Here is a 14659-nt window from a genome sequence, read left to right on the forward strand (position 1 = left end):
TGTAAGGAGGCTATCAAATGGCTAGAACAAAGAAAGCTGCAACCAAGACAACTGTAAAAACGGCTTCAGTAAGTGAGACTCCTGCAAAATCTGTAGTAACCACATCCGAAGAGAATGCCGTTAAGGCTGAAACACCGAAAACAGACGATGCAAAAGTTTCTGTAGAGACAAAAGCAGCTGAAAAACCAGTAGAAACAAAACCAGCAGAAACAAAAACTGTTGAAGAGAAGCCAGTTGCTGCCGAGGTGGAAGAACCGGCAAAGAAACCTGCTGCAAAGAAAACAGTAAGAAAAACAACAACAGCAAAGAAAACCACAAAGACAGCTGCTAAAACAACAACAAGAAAAACAACTGCTAAAAAAACAGAGACAGTTACAGAAGTATATGTTCAGTACTGGGGTAAAGAGATACATACTTCCGAAGTTGCTGACCGGATCAGAAAGATCTGGACAGATGATATGGGCAAAAAAGCTTCTGATCTGAAAGATCTCAAGATTTATATCAAACCGGAAGATAATGGAGCTCATTATGTAATTAATGGAGATGTTACAGGATTTATTGGTCTCTGATCAGAATTGACAATTTAATGATCTGTTTGAACGAACGTATACATTTTATGAGTATATCGGATAGCCTGCTATAGCGAACAACTATAGCAGGCTATTTCTTTTATATATTTGACGAACTGGAAAAGCCATGATACGATAGCTACATCAATAAACATAGTAAACATATATGAAAAAGAGGATATAAAGATGAAGCAGATATTATGTTTTGGAGACTCCAATACCTGGGGATATGATGGCGAAAGCAGAAAAAGACTTCCATGGGGTGTGCGCTGGACCAGTCTTCTTCAGGAAAAACTGAATCAGGAAGAATACAGGATTATTGAAGAGGGACTTTGCGGAAGGACAACAGTTTTTGAAGATCCTCTCCGTGATGGAAGAAAAGGCACGGCACTTCTGCCCACATTGCTGGAAACACATGCCCAGGTAGATGTAATCACTCTGATGCTGGGAACCAATGACTGCAAAACGGTATTTGGCGCATCGGCAGACGTGATCGGAAAGGGAATCAGCCGTCTTCTGGATCAGATTCAGGAATATGCACCAAAAGCTGAAGTTCTTCTGATATCACCGATTTATCTTGGGAAAAAGGTGTGGCAGGAGGAATATGACCAGGAGTTTTCCAGAGAATCGGTAACTGTTTCCAGAAATCTCCAGCCTGTTTATGAAAAAATAGCCAGGGACCGGCAAATTGAATTTCTTCCGGCCGCCGATCATGTCAAGTGCTGTGAGGCAGATCAGGAACATCTTAATGCGGAAGGACATAAAAAATTTGCAGAAGTAGTGTACAGGAAATTACAGAAACTGCTGTAGAAAACCAAATATACTGTCTCCTTGTGTCAATGTGAATAATATGATACTATTATAAAGTATTAAATTGAAGGAGAACAGGTATATGAAGAAAACTTTATTTACATATATTACAGCTTTTTTATGTTCTGTTATAGGTGGAAGTTTTTTGCTGGCCGCTGCTTACGCGTTGCCGCAAAGATCCATAGACAAACATGTGGAAGAATCTGTGGCCGTTTTGACAGAAGAAGGGAATTATCCGGTGGAGACTCCTGGAATTTTGGGAACAATGAGGGATAATTATACCGATGCAATAATGTTGAATATGGCATCCTATGACAGTAAGTATCCGCTGCTTCAGAAGGCCTTCGGAAATTATAAAAAAAGAAATTCTGATAAATATGCTGTAACCTGGCTGGAACACAGGAACGATAAAGATGCTAAATCGGTATCTTATGCAAGGTACTGGCATGGATATCTTGTCCCACTTAAACTTCTTCTGGAAGTTTTTAATTATCAGCAAATAAGGAGTCTGATTATTTTTACGGATCTTTTGCTGATAGTCTGGATTTGTCTTCTTATGCAGAAAAAAGGCAGGAACAGATATATCTTTCCATTTCTGATCACGCTGATGTTTTTTCCTTTAAATATAGTGGGAAAATCTCTCCAGTTTTCCACAGTTTTTATTCCGGTACTGCTGGAAATTCTGGTCATGCTGAAATATGAAAAAAATTTTCATGCTCAATATGGACTGCTGTTTTTGTTTTCCGGGATCGTAACTGCATATCTGGATCTTTTAACATATCCGTTGGTAAGCGTAGGATTTTTGCTATGTTTTGCGATCATATCAGACGAAAATTCCAGATGTTTTGGGAAATGGAAGAATATGGTGGGCTATACGTTATCATGGGGAATCGGTTATGGAGGAATGTGGGCCTCGAAGTGGCTGATTTCAAGTCTGATCCTTCGTGAAAATGTACTTAAAAATGCAGTAGATACCGCTGCTTTTCGTGTATCTACCAGTAACGGTAATGATACATGGACACATATGGATGTCTGGAAAGTAAATATTTCCAATTCTCCCAAAATAATACTGGTTCTGGTATTGATTTTTGTAGTTTATCTGTTGATCCGGTGTGTTCAGAAAAAAACTGATAAAATAAATTTTATCAGTAACAGTGTCTTTATAATTATAGCATGTATGCCATTTGTGTGGTATTTTATAATGAGTAACCATTCATATATCCATTCCTTTTTTACACATCGGGAGCTGGCCGTCAGTTGTCTGGCGATTTTGTTTTATTTTACATCCTTTTGCGGAAAAAGAGCTCCTGAGAGATCCTGAATAAGAAAAAAGATGCTGTCTGGCAGGAATACCTCTGTCACACAGCATCTTTTTTTGTATAAGTGTTTAGTTCTGCATGGAAACAGATCTACTTAAAATCCCCGGAACGATTAATACTGCTGGCCGCCCTGGGAACCGCTGGACATCTGACGTTCCTGCGCTTCAATCATTTTTTTGACCATATATCCACCAACAGATCCATTCTGCTTGGAGGTCAGGTTTCCGTTGTATCCATCTGTAAGCGGAACGCCCAGCTCGTTTGCTACCTCGTATTTAAAACGGTCAAGTGCGCCTTTTGCTTCCGGTACAACTGCTTTGTTAGAAGAAGTATTACTTGGCATAATTCATTTCCTCCTTGGTTGTGTTTGGTTTGATGTTACAGTGCTAGTATATGAAATAACAAAAATAATACACTGGCAGTTAAAGGAAAAATAAAAATCGAATGTATGGTTGTTTTTGCTGAAACGGAAGGTTATAATACTTTTTACAGTGCATATAATATCTGTCAGAGGAAATAAAGGGGGACACTTTGAAAAAGAAACGATATCCCACATACAGGAAAAAGAGAAAAAGAAAAAGACAACCTGTAAAAAATATGATAACCGCAGTTGTACTTTGTATTACAATTGCTCTGTGTAATGGATGGGTTCCGCCACACACTCTGGAAGATGCAAAAAAACAGGGTGAACTGTTTGGCACTGTTTTTCTTACATATATAGAAGAAAACGCAAAAAATTTCTCAGAAAACATATCCGAAACGATTTCTGATACAGTCCGTGAAACACTGAACCAGAAAGGGAAACAGACAGAAGAACAGGAGAAGGGAATTTCTTCGGGAAATATTCCGGAATACAGCGGCAGTCCTTATATAGAAGTTAATGGAAATATTCCGGATTTTTCTACCGAAAAAAAGAACGGACCGGTTTATGAATTTTACAGTGAGCTGGATTCCCTTGGCCGATGTGGATATGCGGAGTCCAAAATCACTCCGGAACTGATGCCGACAGAAGAACGTGGTGCGATCGGAATGATTAAACCGACCGGATGGCATACCGTAAAATATGACAATATAGATGGAAAATATCTTTATAATCGCTGCCATCTTCTGGGGTATCAGCTTACTGGTGAAAATGCAAACAGGAAAAATCTGATTACCGGAACCCGATATCTCAATGTAACCGGAATGCTTCCTTTTGAAAATGAAGTGGCGGATTATGTACACAGTACTGGTAATCCATGTATGTACCGGGTTACTCCGGTTTTCAAAGGAGAGGAACTGGTGGCAAGAGGAGTGGAGATGGAAGCGGAATCTGTGAATGATTCAGAAGTAAAATTTCATGTTTTTGTATACAACGTACAGCCGGGAATTGAGATTGATTATCTCACTGGAAACAGCTGGCTGCAGTCCTGAATTTACAGAATCCTGTGGCTGGAAATAGAAAATATTAATTTTCCATGAATTTATATGAATTAAATTGCACTTTTTTGGGCGTTATGCTAGAATCATTTATAGAGTTATATGATTTTACCGATATGTGGGGGAGAAAAGGGATGTAACCCGAGGGCAGAATGGAGAGGTGAATTATGAATTTAGGAATTATTGCACATAACAGTAAGAAAGTTCTGATTGAAGACTTCTGTATTGCATATAAGAATATCCTTGCCAAACATGAAGTATATGCAACCGGAACAACAGGAAGAAGAATTGAGGAAGCAACCAGCCTTCACGTTCATAAGTTTCTTGCCGGAAGTATAGGCGGAGATAAACAGTTTATGGAAATGGTGGAAAGACAGGATCTGGATATGGTTATCCTGTTTTATAATCCAGTTATGATGGATCCGGCAGAGCCGGACATCATGAGTATTGTCAAACGCTGCGACCAGTATAATATTCCGGTTGCTACAAATATTGCCACTGCGGAGCTTTTAATCCTTGGACTGGCCCGTGGTGATCTGGATTGGAGATTAAATCTGAAATGAGAGTAATAGCAGGAAAAGCACGTAGATTAAATTTAAAAACAATTCCCGGAAATGATACAAGACCCACGACAGACCGTATTAAGGAAACTCTTTTTAACATTCTCCAGCCTGAAATACCGGGGTGCCGTTTTTTGGATCTGTTTTCCGGAAGTGGCGCGATTGGCATTGAGGCCTTAAGCCGCGGCGCTGATTATGCTGTGTTTGTGGAGAAAAATCCCAAAGCATGTGCATGTATCCTCGAAAATCTTTCATTTACAAAACTCTCTGAAGGTGGTAAACTGCTGAACATGGATGTACTGCAGGCTTTGCGTTCGCTGGAAGGCGGAGAACCGTTTGACTGTATTTTTATGGATGCTCCGTATGAACAGCATCTGGAACAGCCGGTTCTTGAATATCTGGCTGACAGTACTCTTGCAGATGAGAACACGCTGATTATTGTGGAGGAAGATCTTCACACAGATTTTTCCTATGTAGAAGAACTGGGGTATCATCTGGTTCGATCTAAGGAATATAAGACAAATAAGCATGTTTTCCTAAAAAAATGAAAGAGAGACAGACATATGATAACAGCAGTATACCCGGGAAGCTTTGACCCGGCAACCTATGGTCATCTTGATATTATCAAACGGGCAAGCGTTTCTTTTGACCGGGTTATAGTGGGAGTTTTGCATAATTCTGCAAAAAGTCCGTTGTTTTCTGTGGAAGAACGTGTTAAGATACTAGCAAAGGCGACAAAAGATATCCCGAATGTGGAGGTGAAAGCATTCGAAGGTCTGTCTGTGAACTTTGCCAGGGAGCATCATGCCCAGGTGATTGTTCGCGGTCTTCGTGCTGTCACGGATTTTGAATACGAGCTGCAGATGGCACAGACCAATCGGGTCCTTGCGCCGGATGTAGATACCGTTTTTCTCACGACCAGTCTGGAATATGCATACTTAAGCTCCACAATTATGAAAGAGGTTGCTAATTTCGGAGGAGATCTGAGCAAATTTGCTCCGCGTGAGATTACGGAAGCAGTTGAAGAAAAATTGAAAAAAAGAGAAACAGAGAAATAAGGAGAGTGTATTATGAGCAGCAGAATTGAACAGATTATTCAGGAGATTGAAGAGTATGTGGACAGCTGTAAATTCCAGCCTCTTTCCACTACCAAGATTGTAGTGAATAAAGAAGAGATTGAGGAGCTTTTACGTGAACTTCGTCTGAAAACTCCGGATGAGATCAAACGTTATCAGAAGATTATCAGTAATAAGGATGCAATCCTTGAGGATGCACAGTCCAAGGCTGACAGTCTGATTGCAGATGCTCAGACGAAAGCTCAGGAGCTGGTTACACAGCATGAGATCATGCAGAAAGCATATGCACAGGCGAATGAAACAATTAATGCTGCCAACAAACAGGCTCAGGAAATTCTTGATTCTGCCACACAGGATGCAAACAGCATTCGTCTCAGTGCAATCACATATACCGATGATATGATGGCGAATATTGGTTCTGTTCTGAATCAGACTCTTGAGGATGCAGGTGGTAAATATAAAGCATTTATCGATGCACTGCAGAGCTGCCTTGAGGTGGTTAACCATAATCGTCAGGAGCTTGCACCGCAGACTGCACAGGCAGCAGCCATTTCCAATACTTTCCAGGATGATGAGAATGTATCCGCAGACAGTGATGATGATCTGTTAGATGATATTGGAGAGAACTAAGAACAGAAAAACAAGTGAGGCATTCAGACATTTGGCGAAGATGTACGGAAGAATTGACAGCTTTTCTTCCAGTACACTTTTTGTCTGAAACATGACACAGAAGCCACCAAATGCGGTGAGAGTCATGGAAGTTATGTATTTGATCTTCCATGAAAAGGCGGATTGTGCGATTTGATGCAGACCGGTGGTAAGTTCAATGGGGCTTGTAAGCAGGATTTTATTTTGGCTGCAGAATGGCCAGTAATGATAAAAACCGGTAAATAGCAGTGAAAATATCAGAATATAGCCTCCGAGCCGTGTGATGGTTTCAAACCCGCTCATGATCGAGACATCCAGGATGACTCCTGTGGAGTCCTGCTGGTATGTCTCTTTTTTTCTGTATTCTGGTTTGACAGAGCTAACTGTATTTCCGTGATATACCAGAAAACGAAAGAAAAGCATGCAGACGAAATCTGCAGACAGTAAGATCAGCAGAAGCGAGTGTGGAGGGATTTTGCCTTCCAGAATATTTTGGGAAAGGTAAGAAAATATAAAAGCCGGACTGGCATTGCAGGAAAAAGTAAGCAGATATTCACCCTCCCTTTGTGAAATCTGATGATTTATGTAAAGGTCATGGGCAAGTTTTGCCCCCATGGGATAGCCGCACAAGAAACCTAGGATCAGGACATATGCTCCAGCAGGAGAAATACCGAAAAAGTGTTTCCAGAAAGGGGCCAGTGGTTCAAGAAGCTGTGGAATGTTTCCGGTTTTTAGAAGAATTCCTGTAAGAATCAGGAAGGGCAGCAATGTAGGAATCATAACATTAAGCCATAAGGACATCCCATCTTTTGCACTTAAAAGTGCTTCCTCCGGGTGAACAAGCAGAAAAAGCAGCAGGCAGATACAGAAAAGAGTAATTATTCTTTGTTTCATAAAATCCCGGCCTTGCTTTTTTTACAGTATATGATTATTATAGAAATAAATGAATTTATGAAGTAAAAGGAGGCAGAAATATGCCAGTATTAGAAAATTGTGAACCGAAGAGAGTTTTTCACTATTTTGAGGAAATCTGTAAAATTCCTCACGGTTCCGGAAATACAAAACAGATCAGTGATTTTCTTGTAGAATTTGCCAAAGATCACGGATTTAAATATGTGCAGGACGAAATGAATAATGTTGTAATTTATAAACCGGGTACACCAGGATATGAAAATTCCCCGACGGTAATTATTCAGGGACACATGGACATGGTGTGCGAGAAACGTCCGAATGTAAAGCATGATTTTACAAAAGACGGATTAAATATTTCTGTAAAAGATGGTTATATAACTGCCAATGGAACAACACTTGGTGGTGATGACGGCATTGCTGTTGCATATGGTCTTGCACTTCTTGACAGCACAGATATTCCACATCCTCCGCTTGAAGTACTTCTTACTGTTGATGAGGAGATCGGACTTCTCGGTGCAGTAGGACTGGACTGCAGCGTACTGAAAGGAAGAAGATTTATCAATCTGGATTCTGAGGCAGAGGGAAGCCTCTGGATCAGCTGTGCAGGTGGTCTTTCCGGAATCAGCCATATTCCGGTTCAGCGTGTGGAAGGTGAAGGAGAGAAAGTTCAGGTTAAAATCTGTGGACTTATGGGCGGACATTCCGGAGCAGAGATTGATAAGAACAGAGCTAATGCCAATAAACTTATGGGCCGTTTCCTCTATGGCCTTAAGAAAAAAGCAGATTATGCTGTTATTTCCCTGGCAGGAGGCCAGAAAGATAACGCGATTACAAGAGAATGTACAGTTGAGTTTCTGACGGATGCAGTGGAAGACGTGAACACTTATGCAAAAGAGCTTCAGTCTCAGATTCGTGAGGAATATACAGGTTCTGATGAGAATATTACCATCGAAGTAAAAGCTGAAGGTACAGTTACATCTCAGGTTCTTCATCCGACAAGTCAGGAGAAAATCGTATTCTATCTTCAGAATGTACCATTTGGAATTCAGAAAATGAGCGGAACGATTGACGGGCTGGTAGAAACTTCCAGCAACATTGGAATCCTTCGCCTGGATGAGGACGAGCTTTTTGCAAGTTCCAGCGTAAGAAGCTCCGTTGATGCAGCGTGTGGAGCACTGTCTGATAAAATCGAATATCTCACAGAGTTTCTTGGTGGCGAGTATGAGGTACAGGGGGCATATCCTGCATGGGAATACAGAAAAGAATCTCCGTTAAGAGATAAAATGGTGGAAATTTTTGAAGAAATGTACGGCCATAAACCGGAAGTGGTAGCAATTCATGCCGGTCTTGAATGCGGTCTTTTCTACAAAAAGATGGAAGGCCTTGACTGTGTATCTCTGGGACCGGATATGAAAGATATTCATACATCGGAGGAAGTATTAAGTATTGCTTCTACAGAAAGAGTATGGAATTATCTTGTAAAAGTACTTGAGAATCTGAAAGACTGACAGTATTCATAGAAGATAGTCATTTTGCCCTGAAGTAAAAAGCTTCAGGGCATTTTTATGTTGTAAATTTTTTTGGGTAAAAAATTCATAAAATAGAAATTTTTACATATATATAGATTTGTGGATGCATCACACAAAAAAAGAAATTTTTCTATAATTTTTTGATAAAAAATTGATAAAGAATCCCTATTCTTTCAAAACATATGTTATAATAAAATATGTATGCCGCTGCCACCAAGACAAAAAAGAGGCTGACGGCAGATGATAAGGAGCGAGCAACATGGAAATACAGTTATGGCGAAGTATTTTGTGCCCTTACGAACTGGCTGTGAAGGAACTGACAGTCAAATTTGAACATATGATAGAAGAGTATCGTGAAAACGATCGTTATTCTCCCATTGAACAGGTAAGTGGAAGAGTAAAAAGCGTCTCCAGTATTCTGGAGAAATTACAGCGTAAACACATTCCTATTGAAAAGATGGAAACAGAAGTAGAAGATCTTGCAGGTGTTCGGATTATCTGCCAGTTTGAGGAGGATATTGATACGGTTGCGGCTATTATCCGCAGAAGAACCGATATGGAAGTAAAAAGTGAAAAAAATTATCTGACTCATATCAAACAGAGTGGATATCGAAGCTATCACATGATTCTTTACTACACAGTAGAAACAATCAATGGTCCGAAACGGCTTCAGGTAGAAGTTCAGATCCGTACTATGGCGATGAATTTCTGGGCAACGATAGAGCATTCTCTTCAATATAAATATAAAGGTGATATGCCACCTCATGTGGCAGAGCGTCTCAGTAAGGCGTCTGATGCGATTATCTCACTGGATCATGAAATGTCGTCTGTGCGTAATGAAATTATGGATGCACAGAACTCATCTCAGATGCAGTCCAATCTGGTAAAAGACATTCTCAGTAATATTGAAAATCTTTACCGGGTTTCCAGTGAACGCGAAGTCAGTAAGATTCAGGATGAATTCCTGCGGGTATTTAAAACCAAGGATCTGCGTCAGCTGGAGAGATTCCACAGGCAGCTGGATATCATTGCGGAAGGTTACCGTGCACAGGCCGTGCATCACAGCATATAGTGAAAGGCATGGGAGGGTCTGCTTTACAGATCTGAAAGAAGATCAATACACATACATACGAGGAATTATAAATGCAGGATTTTTTACCGGTTACAAGGGAAGATATGAAGTCAAGAGGCTGGGAAGAAGTGGATTTTGTCTATGTAACGGGTGATGCTTATGTAGATCATCCGTCATTTGGATCTGCCATTATCGGGCGCCTTCTGGAAAGCAGAGGCTATCGTGTTGGAATGATCCCCCAGCCAGACTGGCGAAAGAAAGAGAGTATCCAGGTGTTCGGGGAACCGCGCCTGGGTTTTCTTGTTACAGCCGGAAACATGGATTCCATGGTGAATCATTATACAGTTTCCAAAAAACACAGAAGTACAGATGCCTATTCGCCAGGGGGGAAGATGGGCCTGAGACCGGATCGGGCTTGCGTGGTATACAGCAACCTGATCCGACAGACATACAAACATACACCGATTATTCTCGGTGGAATTGAAGCCAGTCTTCGGAGAATGGCACATTATGATTACTGGGAAAACAAGGTCAAACACAGCATTTTGATTGATTCCGGTGCAGACCTGATTTCCTATGGAATGGGAGAACATTCGATTCTGGAGATTGCGGAAGCTCTGCAGAGCGGAATTCCAGTGCAGGAAATCACTTATGTGGCAGGTACTGTCTTTAAAAGCCATGATCTCGGCAGAGTTTATGATCCGATGGTACTTCCGGATTTTGAAACGGTGAAATCGGATAAAAAAGCATATGCGGACAGTTTTGCAATACAGTATCGGAATACAGATCCTTTTACCGCCAAACCACTGGCGGAGTCATATGGAAACCGGGGATATGTAATACAGAATCCTCCTGCACAGCCTCTGACTCAGACGGAAATGGACGATGTCTATGATCTGCCTTATACAGGACAGTACCATCCTATGTACCAGAAAGAGGGTGGGATTCCGGCACTGAAAGAGATTAAATTCAGCCTGACCAGTAACAGAGGATGTTTTGGAAGCTGCAATTTCTGTGCGCTGACTTTTCATCAGGGCCGGATTTTGCAGACAAGAAGTCATGAATCTATTGTGAGAGAAGCAGTAAGGATGACCGAAGATCCGGAATTTAAAGGATACATTCATGATGTCGGCGGTCCTACCGCAGATTTTCGGCATCCTTCCTGCAAAAAGCAGCTGACGAAAGGTGTCTGCAAGGAACGGCAGTGTCTGTTTCCTTCACCCTGCAAAAATCTGACCGTAGATCATAAAGATTATCTCCAGCTTCTCAGAAAAGTCAGAAATATTCCGAAAGTCAAGAAAGTTTTTGTACGTTCCGGGATCCGTTTTGACTATCTGATGGCTGATCCGGACAGAACTTTTCTCAATGAACTTGTAAAGTATCATGTCAGCGGTCAGCTACGTGTGGCACCGGAGCATGTTTCGGATGAAGTGCTGAAATATATGGGGAAGCCAAAACATGCCGTTTATGAGAGCTTTTTAAAGGCATATGAGAATGCCAATGCCCATACGGGCAAACAGCAATACGCAGTTCCTTACTTTATGTCTTCCCATCCGGGCTGTACCATGAAAGAAGCGGTGAAACTCGCGGAATATGTCCGGGATCTTGGATTTACACCGGAACAGGTGCAGGATTTTTATCCGACTCCATCTACACTTTCCACCTGTATGTATTATACAGGAATTCATCCACTTACAGGAGAGAAGGTTTATGTACCGAAAAATCCTCATGAGAAGGCAATCCAGCGTGCGCTGATGCAATATAAAAATCCGGAAAACCGTGAACTGATTCTGGAAGGTCTTAAAATGACCGGCCGCATGGATCTGGTAGGATTTGGACCGAAATGCCTGATTCGCCCAAGAGAGTTTCGTGGAAAGAGTACAGGAGGCAAAAACAGCGGCACCAGAAATACAAATACCGATCGAAGATATTCTGCTGCTTCTTCGAAAAAGACACAAAAAACACAGACAAGGAGTGGGGCACATGAAAGATACCAGAAAAAGAAAAACAAAAAAAGGTGATTTTGGTTACTTCAGCAGTGAGAAGAAACGCCGGTTTCTGATTACAGCTGGGTTATTTTCTCTTCCTCTTCTTATTTTCTTCGTAGCTTGGTATGTCAACGGGACAAGAATGACAGTATGGACTGTTCTGACTGTTGTAGGCTGTCTTCCAGGATGTAAATCCATGGTAAGCCTGATTATGATTCTGATGCGGCATCCTATGGACGAAAAGCTTTACAAAGAAATACGGAGACATGCAGGCGATCTTGTTATGGCCTATGAAATGTACATGACCTTTTACGAAAAAAGCGGCTATCTGGATGCGGTTGCTGTATGTGGAAATACCGTTGTGGGTTATACCAGTGATTCTAAGGCTGATACAGCATATCTTGCAGAACAATCTCAGAAAATTATCCGCAAAAACGGATATAAAGCAGATGTGAAGATCCTTAAAGATCTGAAGCCATATCTGGAACGTCTGGATTCTATGAATGAGCATAAAGAATCTTTAAGAAGTGGAATCAAATTCACACCGGATGAACGATATCCGGATCTTTCCAGGGAAGAACTGATCAAGCATACAATCCTGGCAATCTGCCTGTAGGAGCATTTATAATGAAGGAATTTATCATTAATGAAAATGAAGCAGGACAGCGTTTTGACAAATATCTGGCCAAGCTTCTCAGGGAAGCCCCGAAAAGTTTTTTTTACAAAATGATGCGTAAGAAAAATATTACGCTCAATGGAAAAAAAGCAACTGGAAATGAAAAACTTCTTTCCGGGGATCATGTAAAATTGTTTTTAAGTGACGAAACATTCGAAAAATTCAGTGGAAGTATTGCTGCTCCACGCGCACATCATGTTCTGGACATTATTTATGAAGATGAAAATATTCTTCTGATTAATAAGCCAGCAGGAATGCTTTCGCAGCCAGCAGATGATGGCACACCATCTCTAGTGGAATATCTTACAGGCTATCTTCTGGAAAATGGCAGCCTTACGGAAGAAGATCTGAGAACATTTCGTCCGTCCGTTTGTAATCGCCTTGACCGGAATACCAGTGGGCTGATTGCTGCGGGGAAGAGCCTTGTGGGATTGCAGACGCTTTCCGAAATGTTTAAGTTAAGGGAACTTCACAAATATTATCTCTGTCTTGTGGAAGGCATCCTGGACGAAGAGAAATATATCAAAGGCTATCTTGCGAAAGACAAAAAAAGTAATAAAGTAACCATATATAAACAGGAGAAAGAAAATGCTCTGCCCATAGAAACCAGATATTTTCCTCTTGAAAATAATGGAAAACGGACACTTCTTAAAGTTGAGCTGATTACAGGACGTGCACATCAGATTCGTGCACATCTGGCTTCGGAAGGACATTCTGTGGTGGGCGATCCCAAATATGGAAAGACAGAGAAAAAGTTAAGTGGTCAGTTGCTGCACTCTTTCCAAATGGAATTTCCCGAGCTTACAGGAGTTCTTTCTTATCTTTCCGGAAAGATATTTACAGCACCGGTTCCGGAAATCTTTCTCACGAAATTAAAAGAGGAGCAGTTGGAGGAAAGTTATTATGAAAATCTGGAATGAAATATGGGATTATGTAAAAATGATCATCATTGTGGTAGTGGTGGTTCTTGTTATCAATAATGTGGTACTTATCAATGCCAAAATACCATCAGAATCGATGGAAAATACCATCATGACAGGTGACCGTATTTTTGGTTTCCGTCTGGCATATGGCTTTAATATGAATGTATTTGGAAATGAAATATCCAAAAAATGGAAAGATCCGGAACGCTTTGACATCGTGATTTTTAAATATCCGGATGACGAATCTCAGCTGTTTATCAAACGTATTATCGGACTTCCTGGAGATAAAGTTGAAATCAAAGATGGTAAAGTTTATCTCAATGATTCTGAAACACCACTGGATGATTCGTTTGTACCGGAGACACCGCTGGGAAGTTTCGGACCATATGAAGTACCGGAGAACTGTTATTTTATGATGGGTGATAACCGTAATAATTCCAAGGATTCCAGATACTGGCAGAATACATATGTGCGTTTTGATCAGATTGTGGGAAAAGCCGAAATCCGTTATTTCCCATCCATCAAACTTCTGAATTAAGGAAGGGTGTTATGGCAACATGGAACAGCAGAGGGTTAAGAGGTTCCACACTTGAGGAACTGATTAACCGTACCAATGAACAGTACAGGGAAAAGGGACTGGCCCTGATCCAGAAAATTCCGACGCCGATCACCCCGGTGAAAATGGATAAAGATAGCCGTCATATTACGCTGGCATATTTTGAACAGAAAAGTACAGTAGATTATATCGGAGCAGTACAGGGAATTCCTGTCTGCTTCGATGCAAAAGAATGCTGTGTAAAGACCTTTCCCCTTGCAAACATTCATCCTCATCAGGTAGCTTTTATGGAGGAGTTTGAGAAGCAGAAGGGGATTTCTTTTTTTCTGATCTATTTCAGCGCAGATAATGTTTTTTATTATCTTACTTTACGCAAACTGAAAGAATTCTGGAAACGGATGGAAGAGGGCGGACGGAAAAGTTTCCGCCGGGAAGAACTGGACGAGGAATTTTATCTTCCGGCAAAAAGCGGATTTCTGGTTCCTTATCTGGAGGGGATCCAGAAAGATCTGCAATTACGGGATTGACTTTTGGAAAAGTTTCCTATATAATCAAATTTAAGTTTTTCTGTGGTAGCATGGTAGCGAGCTAAAGCGAAACGC

At 41.0% G+C, this 14659-nt stretch carries 16 protein-coding genes and 1 pseudogene; 15 read left to right on the forward strand and 2 right to left on the reverse strand.

The window, feature by feature from the left end; translation table 11 throughout:
• The first annotated feature begins 17 nt into the window (after positions 1-17).
• The 3 genes from GPK88_RS13360 (at position 18) to GPK88_RS13370 (ending at position 2700) form a co-directional block, all read left to right on the forward strand.
• Positions 18-569, forward strand: coding sequence for a DUF6465 family protein (locus GPK88_RS13360; RefSeq protein WP_173761693.1), 552 nt, complete (start codon positions 18-20; stop codon positions 567-569).
• A 186-nt stretch (positions 570-755) separates the two neighbouring features.
• Complete coding sequence (locus tag GPK88_RS13365) at positions 756-1379, forward strand: GDSL-type esterase/lipase family protein (protein ID WP_148447889.1); 624 nt, start codon at positions 756-758, stop codon at positions 1377-1379.
• An 82-nt stretch (positions 1380-1461) separates the two neighbouring features.
• Positions 1462-2700, forward strand: coding sequence for a hypothetical protein (locus GPK88_RS13370; RefSeq protein ID WP_173761692.1), 1239 nt, complete (start codon positions 1462-1464; stop codon positions 2698-2700).
• A 110-nt stretch (positions 2701-2810) separates the two neighbouring features.
• Here the strand turns inward: GPK88_RS13370 and GPK88_RS13375 are convergent, their stop codons facing one another.
• Entirely contained in the window at positions 2811-3041 is a 231-nt protein-coding gene (locus GPK88_RS13375; RefSeq protein ID WP_021651493.1) for an alpha/beta-type small acid-soluble spore protein, read from the reverse strand.
• A 419-nt stretch (positions 3042-3460) separates the two neighbouring features.
• Here GPK88_RS13375 and GPK88_RS13380 point away from each other — a divergent pair.
• From GPK88_RS13380 to GPK88_RS13400, 5 genes and pseudogenes are all read left to right on the forward strand, one after another.
• Positions 3461-4096 (forward strand): annotated as a pseudogene (locus GPK88_RS13380) (DNA/RNA non-specific endonuclease); the annotation flags it as partial.
• 188 nt (positions 4097-4284) lie between these two features.
• Positions 4285-4680, forward strand: a complete 396-nt coding sequence (locus GPK88_RS13385) for a methylglyoxal synthase (RefSeq protein ID WP_021976563.1) — start codon at positions 4285-4287, stop codon at positions 4678-4680.
• The gene (gene rsmD, locus GPK88_RS13390; protein WP_173771179.1) at positions 4677-5225 is read left to right on the forward strand and encodes a 16S rRNA (guanine(966)-N(2))-methyltransferase RsmD; all 549 of its coding nucleotides are present in this window, start codon (positions 4677-4679) and stop codon (positions 5223-5225) included. The genes GPK88_RS13385 and rsmD overlap by 4 nt, the downstream gene beginning before the upstream one ends.
• A 15-nt stretch (positions 5226-5240) precedes the next feature.
• Positions 5241-5735, forward strand: a complete 495-nt coding sequence (gene coaD, locus GPK88_RS13395) for a pantetheine-phosphate adenylyltransferase (RefSeq protein WP_148447883.1) — start codon at positions 5241-5243, stop codon at positions 5733-5735.
• Between the two features lie 12 nt (positions 5736-5747).
• Entirely contained in the window at positions 5748-6383 is a 636-nt protein-coding gene (locus GPK88_RS13400; protein WP_173761690.1) for an ATPase, read from the forward strand.
• Here GPK88_RS13400 and GPK88_RS13405 read toward each other — a convergent pair.
• A complete protein-coding gene (locus GPK88_RS13405) occupies positions 6360-7295 on the reverse strand; it encodes a hypothetical protein (RefSeq protein WP_173761689.1) in 936 nt (311 codons plus the stop codon). The genes GPK88_RS13400 and GPK88_RS13405 overlap by 24 nt on opposite strands.
• A gap of 80 nt (positions 7296-7375) precedes the next feature.
• Here GPK88_RS13405 and GPK88_RS13410 point away from each other — a divergent pair, with 80 nt between their 5' ends.
• The 7 genes from GPK88_RS13410 (at position 7376) to GPK88_RS13435 (ending at position 14584) form a co-directional block, all read left to right on the forward strand.
• Complete coding sequence (locus tag GPK88_RS13410) at positions 7376-8821, forward strand: aminoacyl-histidine dipeptidase (RefSeq protein ID WP_173771177.1); 1446 nt, start codon at positions 7376-7378, stop codon at positions 8819-8821.
• Positions 8822-9101: 280 nt separating this feature from the next.
• Positions 9102-9914: a GTP pyrophosphokinase gene (locus GPK88_RS13415; RefSeq protein ID WP_173761687.1), complete on the forward strand. Its 813-nt coding sequence runs from the start codon at positions 9102-9104 to the stop codon at positions 9912-9914.
• Positions 9915-9985: 71 nt separating this feature from the next.
• The gene (locus tag GPK88_RS13420; RefSeq protein WP_243278992.1) at positions 9986-11935 is read left to right on the forward strand and encodes a YgiQ family radical SAM protein; all 1950 of its coding nucleotides are present in this window, start codon (positions 9986-9988) and stop codon (positions 11933-11935) included.
• The gene (locus GPK88_RS18915; protein WP_243278991.1) at positions 11898-12518 is read left to right on the forward strand and encodes a hypothetical protein; all 621 of its coding nucleotides are present in this window, start codon (positions 11898-11900) and stop codon (positions 12516-12518) included. The genes GPK88_RS13420 and GPK88_RS18915 overlap by 38 nt, the downstream gene beginning before the upstream one ends.
• An 11-nt stretch (positions 12519-12529) precedes the next feature.
• Positions 12530-13498 (forward strand): RluA family pseudouridine synthase, encoded by a 969-nt coding sequence (locus tag GPK88_RS13425; protein WP_148447874.1) that lies wholly within the window; start codon positions 12530-12532, stop codon positions 13496-13498.
• A complete protein-coding gene (gene lepB / locus GPK88_RS13430; RefSeq protein ID WP_148447872.1) occupies positions 13482-14039 on the forward strand; it encodes a signal peptidase I in 558 nt (185 codons plus the stop codon). Before GPK88_RS13425 ends, lepB begins: the two co-directional genes overlap by 17 nt.
• Positions 14040-14050: 11 nt before the next feature.
• On the forward strand, positions 14051-14584 hold the full coding sequence (locus GPK88_RS13435) for a Holliday junction resolvase RecU (RefSeq protein WP_148447870.1): 534 nt from the start codon (positions 14051-14053) through the stop codon (positions 14582-14584).
• Positions 14585-14659: the final 75 nt, after the last annotated feature.

It is taken from the genome of Blautia sp. MCC269, assembly GCF_018785655.1.
Taxonomy (GTDB): Bacteria; Bacillota; Clostridia; order Lachnospirales; family Lachnospiraceae; genus Blautia_A.

Excerpts from the sequence above, each read along its gene's own strand:
- GPK88_RS13415 (WP_173761687.1), top strand. The coding sequence starts at position 9,102 with ATGGAAATACAGTTATGGCGAAGTATTTTGTGCCCTTACGAACTGGCT.
- lepB (WP_148447872.1), top strand. The coding sequence starts at position 13,482 with ATGAAAATCTGGAATGAAATATGGGATTATGTAAAAATGATCATCATT.
- GPK88_RS13400 (WP_173761690.1), top strand. The coding sequence starts at position 5,748 with ATGAGCAGCAGAATTGAACAGATTATTCAGGAGATTGAAGAGTATGTG.
- GPK88_RS18915 (WP_243278991.1), top strand. The coding sequence starts at position 11,898 with ATGAAAGATACCAGAAAAAGAAAAACAAAAAAAGGTGATTTTGGTTAC.
- GPK88_RS13405 (WP_173761689.1), bottom strand. The coding sequence starts at position 7,295 with ATGAAACAAAGAATAATTACTCTTTTCTGTATCTGCCTGCTGCTTTTT.
- GPK88_RS13425 (WP_148447874.1), top strand. The coding sequence starts at position 12,530 with ATGAAGGAATTTATCATTAATGAAAATGAAGCAGGACAGCGTTTTGAC.
- GPK88_RS13385 (WP_021976563.1), top strand. The coding sequence starts at position 4,285 with ATGAATTTAGGAATTATTGCACATAACAGTAAGAAAGTTCTGATTGAA.
- rsmD (WP_173771179.1), top strand. The coding sequence starts at position 4,677 with ATGAGAGTAATAGCAGGAAAAGCACGTAGATTAAATTTAAAAACAATT.
- coaD (WP_148447883.1), top strand. The coding sequence starts at position 5,241 with ATGATAACAGCAGTATACCCGGGAAGCTTTGACCCGGCAACCTATGGT.
- GPK88_RS13435 (WP_148447870.1), top strand. The coding sequence starts at position 14,051 with ATGGCAACATGGAACAGCAGAGGGTTAAGAGGTTCCACACTTGAGGAA.
- GPK88_RS13365 (WP_148447889.1), top strand. The coding sequence starts at position 756 with ATGAAGCAGATATTATGTTTTGGAGACTCCAATACCTGGGGATATGAT.
- GPK88_RS13360 (WP_173761693.1), top strand. The coding sequence starts at position 18 with ATGGCTAGAACAAAGAAAGCTGCAACCAAGACAACTGTAAAAACGGCT.
- GPK88_RS13375 (WP_021651493.1), bottom strand. The coding sequence starts at position 3,041 with ATGCCAAGTAATACTTCTTCTAACAAAGCAGTTGTACCGGAAGCAAAA.
- GPK88_RS13420 (WP_243278992.1), top strand. The coding sequence starts at position 9,986 with ATGCAGGATTTTTTACCGGTTACAAGGGAAGATATGAAGTCAAGAGGC.
- GPK88_RS13370 (WP_173761692.1), top strand. The coding sequence starts at position 1,462 with ATGAAGAAAACTTTATTTACATATATTACAGCTTTTTTATGTTCTGTT.
- GPK88_RS13410 (WP_173771177.1), top strand. The coding sequence starts at position 7,376 with ATGCCAGTATTAGAAAATTGTGAACCGAAGAGAGTTTTTCACTATTTT.